This window comes from Marinobacter pelagius (assembly GCF_003315345.1).
Lineage (GTDB): Bacteria > Pseudomonadota > Gammaproteobacteria > Pseudomonadales > Oleiphilaceae > Marinobacter > Marinobacter pelagius_A.
Map to the genome: position 1 here is coordinate 339,383 of NZ_QNRO01000002.1, position 16,593 is coordinate 355,975.

Genomic DNA, 16,593 nt, shown 5'->3' on the forward strand with positions numbered 1-16,593 from the left:
CTTCCTTGTTCCGGTGAGCATCGGGAGCTTGAGGGCGAATCCCCTGGCTAATAAAGTTAAGGATAACGCAGGGTTAACAAATTAACAGCGCAGGAGTATGACAATGGTGTAGTGATAGGCCAAAATACTCCCCCTGATTTTCCCCGTGAGGGGCCATTCGGCCTCCGCAGACAGTTTATAAAGACAAAAAGGAGTGGGCTGTGGCAATTACTGTGTCGATTGAGTTGAACCGCGATCTGGAGATCCCCGCCGGTTACGACGAAGTCTTTGAGTTGCTGGCCGACGTACCGCGTTCCGCCAGTCATTTCCCGAAGGTCCACAAGCTGACCGACCTGGGCGACAACAGCTATCGCTGGGAAATGGAGAAAGTCGGTGTGGACAAGCACGCCATCCAGTCGGTCTACGCCTGCAAATATTACTCGGACAAGGATGCCGGCAAGATCACCTGGGAGCCTATCAAGGGTGAGGGTAACGGCGTGGTCAGCGGTTCCTGGAACCTGACGGCCAACGGCGACAACGCCACTAGGGTGAAATTCCGTACCAGCGCGGAGCTGACCGTGCCCCTGCCCAGCCTGCTGAAGCTCGCTATCAGCCCGGTGATCAAACACGAGTTCAACAGCCTCGTGGACACCTACATGAGCAATCTCAAGAAGGCGTTCTGAGCTATCACGGTCATTGATGCGGTTGCGGGACTCCGGCGGGCATAAAAGGTATAATCCGCAAACAAATTGTTTTCGGCACCAAGCCGGTTTATGACGACGGAGTCTCCATGGCCGAACGTAAGGCTCGCGTAGAACGCAACACCCTCGAAACACAGATTACTGTCGAGATCGATCTCGACGGCACCGGCAAGTCCAGCTTTGACACCGGTGTGCCGTTCCTGGAGCACATGATGGATCAGATCGCCCGCCACGGGCTGGTCGACCTCAACATTGTCTCCAAGGGCGACCTGCACATTGATGATCACCACACCGTGGAAGACATCGGCATTACCCTGGGCCAGGCTTTCAGGCAGGCGGTGGGTGACAAGAAAGGCATCCGTCGTTATGGGCACGCCTATGTGCCGCTCGATGAGGCCCTGTCCCGGGTCGTGATCGACCTCTCCGGCCGTCCGGGCCTGGACATGGATGTGCCCTACACCCGTGCCTCCGTGGGCGGTTTTGACGTGGATCTGTTCGAGGAATTCTTCCACGGTTTCGTCAACCACTCCATGGTGACCCTGCACATCGACAATCTGAAGGGCAAGAACACCCACCATCAGATCGAGACCGTGTTCAAGGCCTTCGGCCGTGCCCTGCGCATGGCAATCGAGATGGACGAGCGCATGGCGGGGATTACCCCGTCCACCAAGGGCTCGCTGTAACCGGTCACCAACAGGACATCGCATTTGACCATGAAAACCGTTGCCATCATCGACTACGGTATGGGGAACCTTCATTCCGCCCGCAAGGCGGTGGAGCACGTTGCCCCGGATGTCACCGTCCTGGTGACCGATAACGCCGACCAGATCCGGGAGGCGGACCATGTCATCCTGCCCGGCGTCGGAGCCATCCGCGACTGCATGGCGGAGATTCGCCGGCTGGAGGTGGATACCCTGGTCCGGGAAGTGTCCCGGGATCGCCCCTTCCTCGGTATCTGCGTCGGCATGCAGGCACTGATGTCCCGCAGCGAAGAGAATAACGGCGTCGACTGCATCGGCTTGTTCCCCTCCGAGGTTCGCTACTTCGGTGACAACCTGGTGGAAAACGGTGAGCGCCTGAAGGTGCCCCACATGGGCTGGAACGAGGTCTTCCAGACCATCGATCACCCGCTCTGGCACAACATTCCGGACGGCGACCGCTTCTATTTCGTGCACAGCTATTACGCCGAGGCCGAGGGCAATGCCGACATGGCCGGCCGTGCCCACTATGGCGTCGACCTGGCGGCCGCGGTGGCCCGCGATAACATTTTTGCGGTGCAGTTCCACCCGGAGAAGAGTGCTCGGGCTGGCCTGCAGCTGCTGAAAAACTTTGTGGACTGGTCCGGCAAGTAACGCCGGCCATCAGAACGAACTACACGGACATTGCTCTATGCTGATTATCCCCGCCATTGATCTCAAAGACGGCAAATGTGTACGCCTGCGCCAGGGCCGGATGGACGATTCCACCGTCTTCGGTGACGACCCGGTCGACATGGCCACCCGCTGGGTGGATGCCGGCGCCCGTCGTCTGCACCTGGTGGATCTGAACGGCGCCTTTGCCGGTGAGCCGGTCAACGGCGAGATCGTGCAGGCCATTGCCAGGAAGTACCCGGATTTGCCGATCCAGATCGGTGGCGGTATCCGCTCTGCTGAAACCATCGAGGCCTATCTGAAAGCTGGCGTTCAGTGGGTGATCATCGGTACCAAGGCGGTGAAAGAGCCGGAATTCGTGACCGAGATGTGCAAGCGTTTCCCCGGTCACATCATCGTGGGCCTGGATGCCAAAGACGGCCGCGTGGCCACCGATGGCTGGGCCGAAGTCTCCGAGGTGATGGCGGTGGATCTGGCCAAGCGTTTCGCTAACGATGGTGTTGATGCCATCGTTTACACCGACATCAGCCGTGACGGCATGATGCAGGGCGTGAACGTGGAGGCCACCGCGAAGCTGGCGGAAGAGGGTGGCATTCCGGTGATCGCCTCCGGCGGCGTGACCAACATGGATGACCTCAAGCGCCTGGCGGAAGTGGCGGACAAGGGCATCCTCGGTGCCATCACCGGCCGTGCCATCTACGAGGGCACCCTGGATGTGGCCGAGGCCCAAGCCTTCTGCGACAGCCTGAACGACTGAGGGAGTTAGCATGGGACTGGCAAAACGCATCATTCCCTGCCTGGACGTGGACAAGGGCCGCGTGGTCAAAGGCGTGAACTTCGTGGATATCCGGGATGCCGGGGATCCGGTTGAGGTGGCCCGCCGATACAATGAGCAGGGCGCCGACGAGATCACCTTTCTGGACATCACGGCCAGCCACGAGAGCCGTGACACCACTTACGAGACGGTGGAGCGCATGGCGGCGGAGGTTTTCATCCCGCTGACCGTCGGTGGCGGCGTGCGTACCGTCGAGGATATCCGCAAGCTGCTCAATGCCGGCGCCGACAAGGTATCCATCAACACCGCGGCGGTGTTCAATCCCGAATTCGTGCGTGAAGCCGCCGAGCGGTTTGGTAGCCAGTGCATCGTGGTCGCCATCGACGCCAAACAGGTCAGTGCCGAAGGCGAAGAGCCGCGCTGGGAAATCTTCACCCACGGCGGTCGCAAGCCCACCGGGCTGGACGCCGTGGAATGGGCCAGAAAGATGGTCGAGATGGGCGCCGGCGAACTGCTGCTGACCAGTATGGACCGGGACGGCACCAAGATCGGCTTCGACCTGGGCCTGACCCGCGCCATCAGCGATGCGGTGGCGGTGCCGGTGATCGCTTCAGGTGGAGTGGGTGAGCTTCAGCATCTGGCGGATGGTGTCACCAAGGGTGGGGCCGATGCGGTATTGGCCGCCTCCATCTTCCACTTCGGGCAGCATACGATTCCCGAGGCGAAGGCGTTCATGAAGGCGCAAGGGATTGAAGTCCGGGATTGAGCGGGCATGAAAACGGGGTCAGATGAAAGCTTTCATCTGACCCCAACTTAGCGCCTGTCCCCAAGTTCACGTTGTCCCCAGGGGTCTGATGAAAGCCTTCATCTGACCCCACCTTGGCGAATGTCCCCTAGTTCACGTCTTTTTTCGGGGTCTGATGAACACTCTCATCTGACCCCAACTTGATCCCTGCCGCATAAGCCGGCCGAATCGCCTGCTTCTCCCCCTCCGCAAACATCGTCCGGTTCCCGTTACGCATCGCCCACAGCCCGCTCACGGTGGCGATAGCGATACCCTGCTCATCCAGCATCGGCAGATGCTTCTCCAGGTAATCCACGGTGACCTTGTGCGGGTGCCCGATACCAACGGCGCTGCCATTCTCTTTGGCGCGCTTGATCAGCAGCTTAAACTGGCGATCGACAAATTCTTCGGTCTGTTCGTGGTCAAGGAACACATCCCGGGTCACGTTCGGTATCTGGTAGGCGGTGGCCACATCGCCGGCCACGGAGGAGGCAATGGTGCGGCTGTCCACGAAGTACACCGGGTACTTGTCGAGCTCTTTCATGACCCAGTCCATGGCTTGCAGTTGCTGGGTCAGCAGGCTGCCCATATGATTGTTGACGCCGCTGACAAAGGGGATGGACTGGAGTGAACGCCGCAGGGTTTGGCTCAGGGTGTGTTCGTCCATGTCCGGGGTGAGCCCGCCGGCACCAAGGCTGAAATTCTGGGTGTTGGCCATGGGCGCATGCAGCATGATTTCCTTGTTCTTCCGGTGCGCGAGGGTGGCCAGTTGTTCGGTGAAGCGTCGGTAGGGCAGGAAGGCCAGGGTCAGGGGCTGGTCCATGTTGACCAGCCGCCGGCCTTCCTGAAGATTGTGCCCCATGTCATCAATGATGATGGCGATGGTAGGTGGCAGCTCCCGGAGGTTCTCCTGCGCAGTTGCACTTGCCGCGGCAAGACTTGCAACTGCCAGGAACAGGCAAAGAATCAGCCTCACTCGCCGCTTCCTTCCCCGGAGGTATTATCCCTGCGGTTCAGGATATGCATGCCTTTGAGCAGGTTCAGCGCCGAGCGCAACTGGTAATCCCGATCTACCATAGAGCTCGTCTCCGCGGCCTTTTCTTCCGGGTTCTCCTGCTCTTTGGTCTGACCTTTGTCTTCGTTCTGACCTTCAAGATGGCCGCTGAGGTCAGCCTCGGTAAAGAACGGCTGACCATCGAGTTCGGTCAGTTCCGCCGGGCGCACCACGATATCGGGCTTGATACCGGTGGCCTGGATGGATCGGCCGTCCGGCGTGTAGTAGCGGGCGGTGGTCATCTTGATGGCATGGGTTTCATCCAGCGGGATGACGGTCTGGACGCTGCCCTTGCCAAAGGACTTGGTGCCCATGATGACGGCGCGCTCATGGTCCTGAAGGGCGCCGGCCAGGATCTCGGAGGCCGAGGCGGAGCCGCCGTTGATCAGCACCACAATGGGTGTGCCGGCCATGACGTCGCCGGACTTGGCGCTGAAGCGCAGTCTCGAGCTCTGGATCCGTCCCTCGGTGTAGACGATCAGGCCGCCGTCGAGCAGGGCGTCAGCGGTTTCCACCGCGGCCTGCAGAACGCCGCCGGGGTTGTTGCGCAAGTCGATGACCAGGCCGTCGAGATCTGCGCCGTGTTCGGTCTCCAGTTTCTTCAGGGCATCCCGGAACTGGCCGCCGGTGTCCGCCTGGAACTGGGTGATGCGCACGTACCCGTAGCCGTTATCCAGCATGCGCGATTTCACGCTGGTGACCTTGATGATATCCCGGGTGACGTCGATCTCGATGGGCGCACTCTCGCCTTCGCGCATGATGGTCAGGGTCAGCACGGTGCCGGGCTTGCCCCGCATCAGATTGACAGCCTCTTCCAGGGACATGCCCTTGACCGGTTTTTCGTCCAGTTTGATGATCAGGTCGCCGGCCTGCACTCCGGCCTTCTGGGCCGGAGTGTCGTCGATCGGTGCGATGACTTTTACGAAGCCGTTTTCCATGCCCACTTCAATGCCCAGGCCGCCAAATTCACCGGAAGTGCTCTCTTCCAGTTCTTCGTAGTCTTTGGGAGCGAGGTAGGTGGAGTGGGGGTCCAGGTCGGACAGCATGCCCTTGATAGCGCTTTCAAGCAGTTGCTGGTCCGAGACCTCCTCGACGTAGGCATCCTTGATGCGGCTGAATACTTCCGTGAACTTGCGCAGGTCGTCCAGGGGGAGCTGTTTTTCGGGATCGGGCAGGCTGATTTCCACCTTCTTGCCGTCCTGGATGCCTTCCAGCAATTCCTCGGACTGTGGATCCTGGGCAAAGGCCAGGCTCGATGCGGTCATGAAACAGGTAGCGAGCGTGAGTTTGCGTAAAACCCTTGGCGGAAGTGTACTTCTGACCCGTTTCATCAATATATCCCGTTTTGTTTCCACTAGTTGGACGTATTTCCCTGATTCACGACAGTATGGCGTCAGCTGCGTCGTTTGTCAGCCCTTGAATGGGCTAACCGGAGCCTCAGTCTGCCAGCCAGCGTTGCGGGTTATCCGGTTTGCCATTATGGCGGACTTCAAAGTACAGCGCCGGCGTATCGGTACCGCCGGTCTGGCCGGCCATGGCAATGGTCTCGCCGGCCGCTACCCAGTCGCCCGGGCTGGTGAACAGGCTGCTGCTATGGCCGTAGAGTGTCATGTAGCCATCGCCGTGATCAATGATGGTGATCAGGCCAAAACCCCGGAGCCAGTTGGCAAAAACCACCCGGCCGTAATGGATGGCCTTGACCTTTGCCTCTTCGCTGGTGCTGATCAGCAGACCGTTGCGGCGGAGCTTGCCGTCGGCGTAGCGGTCGCCGTAGTTGCTGACCACCTTGCCTTGGACTGGCCAGGGCAGCTTATCCTTCAGGGAACGGAACGGCTGGGACTCGTTGGGTGCGGGAATGCTGGCGATGGCCTGCTGCACGTCCTCGAGCAGCTTTTCCAGGCGTTTGCGGTCGGCTTCCAGTTCATCCCGTTCGCTGCGCCGGCTCTGGATCTCGGTTTTCAGCGCTGCCAGGGTCTGTTCCCGTTCCTTTCGGGAGGCTGACAGTTCCTGCTGGCGCTTGCTGAGCGTGGCTTCGGTGTCGGTCAGTTCGGCGCGGGTCACGACGACTCTGGCCTGGGTCTGCCTCAGCTCCCGGAGGCTTTTCTGGAAGGCTTCGAGGCGCTCAACCGTATTTCGGCTCAGGTACTCGTAGTAGGTCATGGTCCGTGCCATCTGGTCCGGGTCGATCTCGTTGAGCAATACCTTGACGGCAGGCGCGTCTCCTTCCATCCAGGCGGCACGGATCTGCTGCTTCAGACTTTCGCGCTGGCTGCTGAGGGTCTCTTTGAGGGAGGCTTCCTGCTGTTCCAGTTCCTTCAGTTGCTGTTGTTGCTGCTCGGCCTTTTCGCGCAGGTTCCGGCGTTCCCGGGTCAGTTCGCTGATGCGGCGCTCCGTGGATGCCAGCTGCTGTTCCAGCTCGGAACGGTCTTCTTCGGCATCAGCCAGCCACTCGTCGATGTCCCCAATTCGCTCCTTGAGGTCTTCGATCTGGGCGGGGGTGACTTCCTGCTGTTGGGCCTGAACCGGCACTGCCCCCAGACCAAAACTGAGGGCGAGTGCCAGGGTGAGTAGCGGCTTCAAGGCCAAGGCGAGCCGGATCAGTCCAGCTCGACCAGGCTGTGCCCGGTCATTTCCCCGGGCTGCTTCAGACCCATGAGGGTCAGCAGGGACGGAGCCACGTCGCTGAGGTTGCCGTCGTCCTTGAGGTGGACCTTGCGGTGGCCGGTGTAGACCAGCGGCACCGGGCCGATGGTATGAGCCGTGTGAACCTGGCCGGAGTTCGGGTCGGTCATCTGCTCGCAGTTGCCATGGTCGGCGGTGATCAGGGCTTCGCCACCAACCTCGTCGAGCGCCTCAACGACCCGCTTGACGCACTGGTCCAGGCACTCGGCGGCCTTGATGGCGGCATCGAGCTTGCCGGTATGGCCGACCATGTCGCCGTTGGCATAGTTGCACACCACCAGGTCGTATTTGCCGCTCTTGATGGCTTCAACCAGCTTGTCGGTGACTTCCGGCGCGCTCATCTCCGGCTGCAGGTCATAGGTGGCCACTTTCGGGGAGGGCACCAGGATGCGGTCCTCGCCCTCGAACGGGGTTTCCACGCCGCCGTTGAAGAAGAAGGTCACGTGGGCGTACTTCTCGGTTTCGGCGATGCGCAGCTGGGTCTTGCCCTGCTTGGCCATGTATTCGCCCAGGCCGTTGGTGAGCTGCTCGGGCGGGTAGGCGCAGGAGGTCTTGATGTCTGCGGCGTACTCCGTGAGCATCACGAAATCAGCCAGCTCCGGGTGCTTGCGGCGCTCGAAGCCGTCGAACTCTTTGTCCACGAAGGTGCGGGTCATTTCCCGGGCGCGGTCAGCGCGGAAGTTCATGAACAGTACGGTGTCGCCATCGTTGATGGTGCCGTCGGGTTCGCCGGGAGCCTGGATGTGGGTGGCTTTGACGAACTCGTCGTTCTCGCCGCGCTCGTAGGCCTGTGCCAGGGCGGTAACCGGGTCGTTTGCGGTGTATTCGGCCTCGCCCAGGGTCATGGAGTTGTAGGCCGCTTCGATACGATCCCAACGGTTATCCCGGTCCATGGCGAAATAGCGGCCGACGATGGTGGCTACCCGGCCGACACCCAGTTCCCTGAGCTTGGCAGAGGCCTTTTCCAGGGAAGGTTTGGCGCTTTGTGGCGGCATGTCGCGGCCGTCCAGGAAAGCATGAATATACACTTCCTTGGCGCCCCGGCTGGCAGCCAGTTCGGCCGCCGCCAGGATGTGGTCCTCGTGGCTGTGCACCCCGCCCGGAGACATCAGCCCCATCAGGTGCACGGCTCGGCCACTGCTCACCGCCTTGTCGATGGCGGCGCACAGCACGTCGTTCTTCTGGAAAGTGCCTTCTTCCAGATCCTTGTCGATCCGGGTAAGGCTCTGGTAGACCACGCGGCCGGCCCCGAGGTTCATGTGTCCCACCTCGGAATTACCCATCTGCCCCTGGGGCAGCCCCACGAACATGCCCGAGGTGTTGATCAGGGTCTTGGGCTGGTTGGCCCACAGCTGATCCCAGAACGGGGTGTTGGCGTTGCTGATGGCATTGTCTTCGGCGGGGTCACGGTAACCCCAGCCGTCCAGGATAATCAGTGCAGTCGGCTTGCGCGTCGCGGTCATCACATCATCCGGTTGGTTGGAAAACTTGATAAAAGAGAAGGTCAGATTGTAACCGTTTTCATTCGCGCAAGCCATGGAGATGGGATTGCCGGTTGGTGAAGATGGGGTCAGAAGAAGGCTTTCTCCAGACCCCGACTTCAGCGTGCCCGGGGTCTGAAGAAAGCCTTCTTCTGACCCCCTCTTTCCCCGCCTTCTTTGCAGCAGGCTGGGTGTGTATAATCCCGCCAAACAAATTTTCAGGGTGTTTTCATGGACCGCTTGTTCGAATTCGTTGTCAATCACTACATTCTGGTGTCGCTGTTTGTGGCCTTCCTGGTGGCGATCCTGATCCTGGAGGCCCGCCGTGGTGGTGCCAAGGTTTCTGCCCAGGCGGCGGTCAACCTGATCAATAAGGACGAGGCCGTGGTGGTGGATATCCGTGACCGCAAGGAGTTCGGCGAAGGCCGCATCACCGGCTCCGTCAACATTCCCCTGAACAGCCTCAAGAGCCGTGCCTCCGAGCTCAACAAGTTCAAGGACAAGCAGATCATCGTTGCCGACAAGATGGGCCAGCATTCCGCCATGGCGGTCAAGCAGCTCAACGCCGAGGGCTTCACCAACGTCGTGCGCCTGAACGGCGGAATCGGTGACTGGAAGGCCAGCAACCTGCCGCTGGTGAAAAAGTAACGCCGAGATGGGCCTTGATCTCGGGCCCGATCTGCCGCACTGTTTGACCTTCGCCGGAGCCGGCATGGAATAAAGAAGGGGTCAGAAGAAAGCTTTCTTCAGACCCCGTTTCCAGACTTCAGGGGTCTGATGAAAACGTTCATCTGACCCCATCCTCGAAACAAGACAATAACCGGGCCCAACGCCCACCAAGAGCACAAAGGACCGAACATGGCTGAGAATCAGCAAGCCGCAGGCAATGAAAACCAGAACCAACCCCAGTTTGCCCTTCAGCGTATCTATGTGAAGGATCTGTCGTTCGAGTCACCGAACGCGCCGCTGGTATTCCAGGAGCAGTGGAAGCCCCAGGTGAATCTGGACCTGAACACCTCCCACAACAAGGTGAGCGACAACCAGTACGAAGTGGTCCTGTCCCTGACGGTCACCACCAAGATCGGCGAGAAAGTCGCCTACATCGTGGAAATCCAGCAGGCGGGTGTGTTCCTGGTGCAGGGCATCGAAGGTGCACAGCTGGGCCAGATGCTCGGTGCCTACTGCCCGACCATCCTGTTCCCGTATGCCCGCGAGGCCATCGATAACGTCGTTGCCAAGGGTTCTTTCCCGGCCCTGATGCTGGCACCGGTGAATTTCGACGCCATTTATGCCCAGGCTCTGAAGCGCAAGCAGGAAGAGGGTGCTGGCGAAGGGACTGGGGAGCAGCAGGCTCACTAAGCGGGATCGGTGAAGATGGGGTCAGATGAAGGTTTTCATCAGACCCCTGAGTTACCCCAGACCACTGAGCCAAAGATCAGCGCCGAATCCCGGGGTCGGAAGAAAGCTTTCTTCTGACCCCATTTTCATTTTACTGCTGACCTCAGCGCCTAACCCCGGCGTCAGAAGAAAGCTTTCTTCTGACCCCATTTTCATTTCCGTCAAACCCCGCCGCTAAACCCCAGCTGCCGCCAGGCCTCATACACCACCAGCGCTGCCGTATTCGACAGATTCAAACTCCGGCTCTCCGGCCGCATGGGTACCCTGATCCGATGGGTTTCCGGCAGGCTTTCCCTAACCTCCTCAGGCAGGCCCCGGGTTTCCGGGCCGAACATCAGGTAGTCGCCATCCTGGTAGCTCACTTCGTGATAGAACCGGCTGCCTTTGGTGGTCAGTCCGAACAGTCGTGAGGGTTGTTCGGTTTCCAGAAATGCCTGGTAACTGGCATGCACCTTGACGGTGGCGTACTCGCTGTAATCCAGCCCGGCCCGCCGCATCTGTTTGTCTTCCAGGTTGAACCCCAGGGGCTCGATCAGGTGCAGCTGGCAGCCGGTGTTGGCGCAGAGCCGGATGATGTTGCCGGTGTTGGGCGGGATCTCCGGCTCGTACAGCACCACATGGAGCATCGGCTTCAGCGTTCCACTGCGAGGGCCACGCCCATGCCGCCGCCGATGCACAGGGTCGCCAGGCCCTTGTGGACATCACGGCGAACCATCTCATGCAGCAGGGAAACCAGGATGCGGCAGCCGGAGGCACCGATGGGGTGGCCGATGGCAATGGCGCCGCCATTCACGTTCACCTTGTCGGTATCCCAGCCCAGGTCCCGGTTGACGGAAATGGCCTGGGCAGCAAAGGCCTCGTTGGCCTCGACCAGGTCCAGGTCATCCACGCTCCAGCCGGCCAGTTTCAGGCAGCGCTGGCTGGCGGGAATCGGGCCGGTGCCCATTATGGTCGGATCCACACCGGCATTGGCGTGGGCCTTGATGGTGGCAATCGGGGTCAGTCCCAGCTCTTTGGCCTTCTCGGCGCTGCACACCATGACGGCCGCAGCGCCGTCGTTCAGGGAGGAGGCGTTGCCGGCGCTGACGGTGCCATCCTTCTTGAAGGCCGGGCGGAGCTTGGACAGACTTTCAGCGGTCACGCCATCCCGGGGGCATTCGTCCTTGTCCACCACCAGCGGGTCACCCTTGCGCTGGGGGATGGTGATCGGCACGATCTGGCCGTCGAAGTAGCCGGCCTTCCGGGCGGCCACGGCTTTCTGCTGGGAGGCGGCGGCAAAGGCGTCCTGCTCCTCGCGGCTGATGCCGTATTTCTCGACGATATTCTCTGCGGTGATGCCCATGTGGTAATCGTTGAATGCGTCCCACAGGCCGTCCTTGATCATGGTGTCGATCATGGTCCAGTCGCCCATGCGCTGGCCGTTACGGCTGTTGGGCAGCACGTGGGGCGCCTGGCTCATGCTTTCCTGGCCGCCGGCGATCATCAGCTCGGCATCGCCGCAGCGGATGGCCTGGACGGCCATGTGTACGGCCTTGAGGCCAGACCCGCAGACCTTGTTGATGGTCATGGCTGGTACCGAGGCCGGAATGCCGGCATGGATTGCGGCCTGGCGGGCCGGATTCTGGCCGCAACCAGCGGTCAGTACCTGGCCAAGTACCACTTCATTGACCTGGTCTCCGGCGACACCGGTTTCTTCGAGCAGGGCCTTGAGTACGGCAGAACCGAGCTGGTCAGCGTTCAGGCTGGACAGGCCACCGCCGAAACTTCCGACGGCGGTCCGCTTGGCGGCAACAATGACGACATCACGCATGGAATCTCTCCGGTATTTACTGGCGCGGGTTGATGGCCCCGCGCTCTGGGATGGAAAACTGCCGGCATTGTATCCGGAAAGGGGTGGGTGGCCAAAACCTGGCCGCGGCGAGTTGGAGCGGCTGGGCTTACATGTTCAGGCTGCGGCCGCCATCCACGGAGATGATCTGCCCGGTCACAAACGGGGCGTCACACATCAGGAAAATCACCATGCTGGCGATGTCGTCGGGATTGCCGGTGGTGGCCAGTGGGGTCTTTTCGACGATGGCCTTCTGGTAACTCCGATCAATCGCGCCGTCGTTCTCCGGCCACAGAATCGCGCCAGGCGATACCCCATTGACCCGGACGTTTGGTGCCAGATCCTTGGCCCAGGAGCGGGTCAGAGCGGCCAGTCCAGCCTTGCTGGCACAGTACAGCGGGTGGTTGCTCAGGGGCTTTTCGCTGTAGATGTCGATCAGGTTGACGACACTACCGCGAGAATTTTTCAGTGCAGTCAGGCAGGTCTGCAGCAGGAAGAAAGGAGCGCGGAGGTTGGTGTTCATGATCCGGTCCCAGTCGTCGTACATGGCTTCGCCATTGGGGGTGGGGTAAAACACCGAGGCGTTGTTGACCAGACCATCCAGCCGGCCCCAGTGGGCGAGTGCCTCCTTGCCGAGGCGGTGGACATCGTCCATCCGGGTCAGGTCGGCCTGCAGGCAGATGGCCGAGCCGGGGCGTGCTTCGTTGAGTTTCTCGGTCAGCGCCGTGGCCTGGGTCTGCCGGGTGCGGTAATGAACCACCAGGTTCCAGCCGCGATCATGCAGCATTTCGGCGGTGCGGGCCCCCAGGCGGTGGGCGGAGCCGGTAACCAGTGCGACGGGCGCATTGTCAGTCATGTCTGTCCTCAGCTGTTGGATGCGGGCAATGCCTGTTCTATACGCTGGAGCCGCTCTGCCCGGATTGCCTCGCCCAGGGCCTTACCCTTGAATCCCCGGGCCAGGAGTTCCCTGGGATTGATTCCGACGGCTGCCCGGGCGGCGATCTGCAGAGTATGAACCCCGGCCCGGAGGTCTTCGGGCAGGGCATGGTCCAGCACCTGCATCAGTGCCTCGAAGCGCGTCTCGCGGCGCCAGAGATCGGCGTAATCCAGCAGTTCGAGAAGCGCCGAAGCGGTTGCGTCTTTACTTGAGGATAAATCAGCGAGCCCGGTTTTGAAATGGCACGCCAGCCGCGCCAGATCCCGGCAGTCGTTCGGGGCCTTCATGGCCTCTGCGCGGGTTATTGCCTGCTCGGCGGACAGCGGAAGTAGCAAGGCGGCAAAGCGTTGATCGGTACTGGTATCGTGCCGCGCGACACTGCGAAGTGCGGACAGCGCCATGGCCAGGGTGTCATCATCTGCCAGTTCGGGAATCAGGACGGGCAGGGCTCCGCAGTCCCGCAGAACCTCGAAAAAGGTTCCGGGCTCCTGCTCGTGCAGGGCCCGCTGGACTTCCTGCCAGACCCGCTCCGGTACCAGGTGATCCACCTCGCCCTCGTCGACCATCCGGCGCATCAGTGCCATGGTGTCCGGATGTACCTCGAACCCCATGGGCTGGAAGCGGGCGGCAAACCGGGCGGTGCGGAGAATACGCAGGGGGTCTTCGGCAAAGGCCGGGGAAACATGGCGCAGTTGCCGCGCATTCAGATCCTCAAGCCCGTGGAAGGGGTCCACCAGTTTGCCGTGCTCATCTCTGGCCATGGCATTGATGGTCAGATCCCGGCGCTTGAGATCCTCCGCGAGGGTGACGTCGGGGGCACTGTAGACGCTGAAGCCATGGTAGCCCCGGCCCTGCTTGCGCTCGGTGCGGGCCAGGGCATATTCCTCCCGGGTTTTCGGGTGCAGGAACACCGGAAAGTCCGCGCCCACCTGCTTGAAGCCCTTGGCCAGCATCTCGTCCGGAGTGGCGCCGACCACCACCCAGTCACGATCCTTGACGTCAATGCCCAGCAGTTCGTCGCGGACGGCGCCGCCGACCAGGTAGGTTTGCATGGAGAGGCCTTTGGTTTTGGTTCGGGTGTTGGGGGGATTATCGGGTGTGGGCGGGAGGTTGGCAAATAACGGGGGAAGAGACGGGAGTGAAAGAGGGGTCAGATGAAAGTGTTCATCAGACCCCGGTCCGAGTCAGGAGGTGGCGGCTGGCTCAGGGGTCTGAAGAAAACCTTCTTCTGACCCCAGGTTCGATCAGGCCCCGAGGTTGGCACCTAAGACGGGGTCAGAAGAACGCTTTCTTCTGACCCCATGTTCACGCGGACCTCAGGTTCAGCTCAGAACGCGCTGCCAATCTCGATGGCCGCACCCACATCCGCGTCGCTGTAAAGCGCCCCCAGATCCAGGCGCGCCCCCAGAATGTTCAGGCCGAGGCCGGCGGTGAACTGGGTATCCTCTTCGATGCCGTCGTTGTTGTCGTTGCTGGCCAGGTTGTGGCGCACGCCGACGCGCAGCTGGGCATAGCGCCAGGCATCAAACTCGGCGCCCAGGGCGAGCCACTGGGTGTCATCTTCAAAGCCGAAGGCTTCCTTTTTGGTGAGATCCAGCTCGGCAGTGACCACATGGTGTTCGCTCTTGTGGGCAATGCCTGTAGTGACCATAGGATTGAGTTCCAGGGTGCGAACCTGTTCACCCAGCTCGGGCCGGCTGGCTGCGGAATCCAGCTCCATGGGGATCAGGTTTTTAACGGCCACGCCTGCGTTCCACTGGTGTTCATCGCCAAAGGCATAGGCGGCGCCGAGGTCCACGTTGAAGCCGCTTTTGTCGGTCTGGTACTGGTCGCCGTCGAATTCATCGTCCTCAAATCCGGAGACGGTCTCGGTGTACTGGAAGGTCCTCAGCTCCACATACTTGGGCGAGATACCCAGCTGGAAGCGGCCACCGCTTTGCAGTTCGAAGGCGCGGGCAAAGGCAATACCGACTTCACCGACGGCCGAGGCGAGGATGCGGCCCCGGGAATCAAAGCGGATATCGCCCTGGTTGTCGACTGCTGCTCCGTCGATGATGGCCTGCACGCTGGAGGGTGAGCCCGATTCAGCTGCGGTTACGATGTCGTCCAGCAGGCTACGGTCGCTGTCGGACAGCTCGCCGCGTACAGTAGCCGTGAGGTTGGCGTTAGTGAAAACGCCGACAGAGAGGCTTTGTCCGGGTACGGCGAGACCGAGCCCAAGGCCGGCATTGACCCGGACGGTGTCTTCGTCGAAGGAAACCAGACGGTCCCGGAGATCCGCGGCGCTGGCGGCCAGGTTCTCGGCATTCTGGCGGTTGGAGGTGTTCTCGAATTCGGTAACCAGACGGTCGAACTCCTCGATCACATCCTGGATGTCATCGATCTGGTCCACCGTTTCTTCTTCATCGGCGGCACGGGCGTTAACCGATGGCAGCATCAGCCCGAAATCGTCTGACCAGTCGTGGTGATCCGCCGCCATCATAGCCGGGTTGGTCATGGCAGCATCCGCCGGGTGCGCGGTGGCAACGCCGGTGCCGGCCATACCAAAGGAACGGGCGGACATGAACTGCTGGGGGCTGGCTAAGGTGGTACTTGTGGCGATGGAGAGGCCGATGGCCACGGAGAGCCTGGTCAGACGGTTACTGCTCATTCGGATACCTGTCTTGGGTTTGTTAAGAGGACAAATATTACGGAGCCGACAGGTTAGAGCAGGTGCCTTTCGGGAACATGACACAAGTGGTAACAGATTGTTTTCGTTGTGTAAGTTGGCGAGCGTGAAAATTGGGGCGGTTGGCTCTGGGGTCTGAAGAAAGCTTTCTTCTGACCCCGTCCTGGATTGCAACCACGGGGCCTGATCGAACCTGGGGTCAGAAGAAGGTTTTCTTCAGACCCCTGAGGTGAAATTGGGGTCAGGTGAAGGCGTTCATCAGACCCCGGAGGGGAAAGCGTTCATCAGACTTTCGGTTCACACTCAGGATTCGGCCGCTTCCGCCGCGGCCAGGTCCCTGATCTTGCCCACCATGGCCCGGAGGCCGTTGCCACGGGTGGGGGAGATGTGGCGGAACAGGTCCAGCTCTTCGAACAGTTCGTCGATATCGGTGGTCAGCAGCTCCCGTGGGCTTTTGCCGTTCAGGGCTACCAGGATGATCGCCGCCAGGCCGCGCACGATCATGGCGTCGGAATCGATCAGCAGGTACAGCTTGCCGCTGGTTTCATCGTAGTGGTGGATCAGCCACACCTGGCTCTGACAGCCGTGCACGTAGTTTTGCTCGGTACGGGCATCGTCCGGGAAGGCGGGCAGCTGCTTGCCCAGGTCGATGATGTAGGCGTAGCGTTCTTCCCAGTCATCCAGGAATTCGAAGGCGTCCATGACATCTTCCAGGGTGGTTTTGGTTCCAAGGGGGTTGTTCAGGAAGTCTTCTTTGGTGGCGGTCATTTGATTGCTGCTGTTTTCGGCGCTGGGTTTGAGGAACATGGGGTCAGAAGAAGGCTTTCTTCAGACCCCGGGGGAATTCAGATCCCAGGGTCGGGTTCTAAAACGGGGTCAGATGAAAGCGTTCATCTGACCCCATGTTAGCGGTTCAGGCCCGGAGGATGAAGTCGG

At 60.8% G+C, this 16,593-nt stretch carries 17 protein-coding genes; 7 read left to right on the top strand and 10 right to left on the bottom strand.

The features are described from left to right. Positions 1 to 200: 200 nt before the first annotated feature. The 5 genes from DET50_RS03715 (at position 201) to hisF (ending at position 3,591) form a co-directional block, all read left to right on the top strand. Positions 201 to 662 (top strand): SRPBCC family protein, encoded by a 462-nt coding sequence (locus DET50_RS03715; RefSeq protein WP_113861525.1) that lies wholly within the window; start codon positions 201 to 203, stop codon positions 660 to 662. Positions 663 to 769: 107 nt separating this feature from the next. Next, complete coding sequence (gene hisB, locus DET50_RS03720; RefSeq protein ID WP_113861526.1) at positions 770 to 1,363, top strand: imidazoleglycerol-phosphate dehydratase HisB; 594 nt, start codon at positions 770 to 772, stop codon at positions 1,361 to 1,363. 30 nt (positions 1,364 to 1,393) lie between these two features. Further along, on the top strand, positions 1,394 to 2,032 hold the full coding sequence (hisH, locus tag DET50_RS03725) for an imidazole glycerol phosphate synthase subunit HisH (RefSeq protein ID WP_113861583.1): 639 nt from the start codon (positions 1,394 to 1,396) through the stop codon (positions 2,030 to 2,032). 37 nt (positions 2,033 to 2,069) lie between these two features. After that, positions 2,070 to 2,807, top strand: coding sequence for a 1-(5-phosphoribosyl)-5-[(5-phosphoribosylamino)methylideneamino]imidazole-4-carboxamide isomerase (gene hisA / locus DET50_RS03730; protein WP_113861527.1), 738 nt, complete (start codon positions 2,070 to 2,072; stop codon positions 2,805 to 2,807). 10 nt (positions 2,808 to 2,817) lie between these two features. Beyond that, positions 2,818 to 3,591 carry an imidazole glycerol phosphate synthase subunit HisF gene (gene hisF, locus DET50_RS03735; protein WP_092006527.1) on the top strand — a complete coding sequence of 258 codons (774 nt, stop codon included), beginning with the start codon at positions 2,818 to 2,820 and terminating at the stop codon, positions 3,589 to 3,591. A 127-nt stretch (positions 3,592 to 3,718) separates the two neighbouring features. On the opposite strand, the gene DET50_RS03740 is transcribed toward hisF, so the two are convergent. From DET50_RS03740 to gpmM, 4 genes are all read right to left on the bottom strand, one after another. Continuing rightward, on the bottom strand, positions 3,719 to 4,561 hold the full coding sequence (locus DET50_RS03740) for a divergent polysaccharide deacetylase family protein (RefSeq protein ID WP_258546042.1): 843 nt from the start codon (positions 4,559 to 4,561) through the stop codon (positions 3,719 to 3,721). Positions 4,562 to 4,581: 20 nt separating this feature from the next. Next, the gene (locus tag DET50_RS03745) at positions 4,582 to 5,994 is read right to left on the bottom strand and encodes a S41 family peptidase (protein ID WP_113861529.1); all 1,413 of its coding nucleotides are present in this window, start codon (positions 5,992 to 5,994) and stop codon (positions 4,582 to 4,584) included. Between the two features lie 106 nt (positions 5,995 to 6,100). Continuing rightward, complete coding sequence (locus DET50_RS03750; protein WP_258546034.1) at positions 6,101 to 7,243, bottom strand: murein hydrolase activator EnvC family protein; 1,143 nt, start codon at positions 7,241 to 7,243, stop codon at positions 6,101 to 6,103. Between the two features lie 17 nt (positions 7,244 to 7,260). Continuing rightward, the gene (gene gpmM, locus DET50_RS03755; protein WP_113861585.1) at positions 7,261 to 8,808 is read right to left on the bottom strand and encodes a 2,3-bisphosphoglycerate-independent phosphoglycerate mutase; all 1,548 of its coding nucleotides are present in this window, start codon (positions 8,806 to 8,808) and stop codon (positions 7,261 to 7,263) included. 249 nt (positions 8,809 to 9,057) lie between these two features. Between gpmM and DET50_RS03760 the strand changes: the two genes are divergently transcribed. Together DET50_RS03760 and secB are read left to right on the top strand one after the other, a co-directional pair. Then, complete coding sequence (locus DET50_RS03760; protein ID WP_113861530.1) at positions 9,058 to 9,474, top strand: rhodanese-like domain-containing protein; 417 nt, start codon at positions 9,058 to 9,060, stop codon at positions 9,472 to 9,474. Between the two features lie 210 nt (positions 9,475 to 9,684). Further along, a complete protein-coding gene (secB, locus tag DET50_RS03765) occupies positions 9,685 to 10,185 on the top strand; it encodes a protein-export chaperone SecB (RefSeq protein WP_113861531.1) in 501 nt (166 codons plus the stop codon). Positions 10,186 to 10,385: 200 nt separating this feature from the next. Here the strand turns inward: secB and trmL are convergent, their stop codons facing one another. The 6 genes from trmL to DET50_RS03795 all read right to left on the bottom strand — a co-directional run bounded on the left by trmL (position 10,386) and on the right by DET50_RS03795 (position 16,425). Further along, a complete protein-coding gene (gene trmL / locus DET50_RS03770; RefSeq protein WP_113861532.1) occupies positions 10,386 to 10,850 on the bottom strand; it encodes a tRNA (uridine(34)/cytosine(34)/5-carboxymethylaminomethyluridine(34)-2'-O)-methyltransferase TrmL in 465 nt (154 codons plus the stop codon). Positions 10,851 to 10,855: 5 nt separating this feature from the next. Continuing rightward, positions 10,856 to 12,034, bottom strand: coding sequence for an acetyl-CoA C-acetyltransferase (locus DET50_RS03775; protein ID WP_113861533.1), 1,179 nt, complete (start codon positions 12,032 to 12,034; stop codon positions 10,856 to 10,858). 127 nt (positions 12,035 to 12,161) lie between these two features. Further along, the gene (locus DET50_RS03780) at positions 12,162 to 12,908 is read right to left on the bottom strand and encodes a pteridine reductase (protein ID WP_113861534.1); all 747 of its coding nucleotides are present in this window, start codon (positions 12,906 to 12,908) and stop codon (positions 12,162 to 12,164) included. 8 nt (positions 12,909 to 12,916) lie between these two features. Continuing rightward, entirely contained in the window at positions 12,917 to 14,041 is a 1,125-nt protein-coding gene (locus DET50_RS03785) for a tRNA nucleotidyltransferase/poly(A) polymerase-related protein (RefSeq protein ID WP_113861535.1), read from the bottom strand. A gap of 275 nt (positions 14,042 to 14,316) precedes the next feature. After that, positions 14,317 to 15,639, bottom strand: a complete 1,323-nt coding sequence (traF, locus tag DET50_RS03790; RefSeq protein WP_113861536.1) for a conjugal transfer protein TraF — start codon at positions 15,637 to 15,639, stop codon at positions 14,317 to 14,319. A 321-nt stretch (positions 15,640 to 15,960) separates the two neighbouring features. Further along, a complete protein-coding gene (locus DET50_RS03795; protein ID WP_113861586.1) occupies positions 15,961 to 16,425 on the bottom strand; it encodes a SufE family protein in 465 nt (154 codons plus the stop codon). Between the last annotated feature and the right edge of the window lie 168 nt (positions 16,426 to 16,593).

Bases quoted from the DNA above. Each gene is read 5' to 3' on its own strand.
- hisB (WP_113861526.1), top strand. From the start codon at position 770: ATGGCCGAACGTAAGGCTCGCGTAGAACGCAACACCCTCGAAACACAG.
- hisH (WP_113861583.1), top strand. From the start codon at position 1,394: ATGAAAACCGTTGCCATCATCGACTACGGTATGGGGAACCTTCATTCC.
- hisA (WP_113861527.1), top strand. From the start codon at position 2,070: ATGCTGATTATCCCCGCCATTGATCTCAAAGACGGCAAATGTGTACGC.
- hisF (WP_092006527.1), top strand. From the start codon at position 2,818: ATGGGACTGGCAAAACGCATCATTCCCTGCCTGGACGTGGACAAGGGC.
- DET50_RS03745 (WP_113861529.1), bottom strand. From the start codon at position 5,994: ATGAAACGGGTCAGAAGTACACTTCCGCCAAGGGTTTTACGCAAACTC.
- gpmM (WP_113861585.1), bottom strand. From the start codon at position 8,808: ATGACCGCGACGCGCAAGCCGACTGCACTGATTATCCTGGACGGCTGG.
- DET50_RS03760 (WP_113861530.1), top strand. From the start codon at position 9,058: ATGGACCGCTTGTTCGAATTCGTTGTCAATCACTACATTCTGGTGTCG.
- secB (WP_113861531.1), top strand. From the start codon at position 9,685: ATGGCTGAGAATCAGCAAGCCGCAGGCAATGAAAACCAGAACCAACCC.
- trmL (WP_113861532.1), bottom strand. From the start codon at position 10,850: ATGCTCCATGTGGTGCTGTACGAGCCGGAGATCCCGCCCAACACCGGC.
- DET50_RS03775 (WP_113861533.1), bottom strand. From the start codon at position 12,034: ATGCGTGATGTCGTCATTGTTGCCGCCAAGCGGACCGCCGTCGGAAGT.
- DET50_RS03780 (WP_113861534.1), bottom strand. From the start codon at position 12,908: ATGACTGACAATGCGCCCGTCGCACTGGTTACCGGCTCCGCCCACCGC.
- DET50_RS03785 (WP_113861535.1), bottom strand. From the start codon at position 14,041: ATGCAAACCTACCTGGTCGGCGGCGCCGTCCGCGACGAACTGCTGGGC.
- traF (WP_113861536.1), bottom strand. From the start codon at position 15,639: ATGAGCAGTAACCGTCTGACCAGGCTCTCCGTGGCCATCGGCCTCTCC.
- DET50_RS03795 (WP_113861586.1), bottom strand. From the start codon at position 16,425: ATGACCGCCACCAAAGAAGACTTCCTGAACAACCCCCTTGGAACCAAA.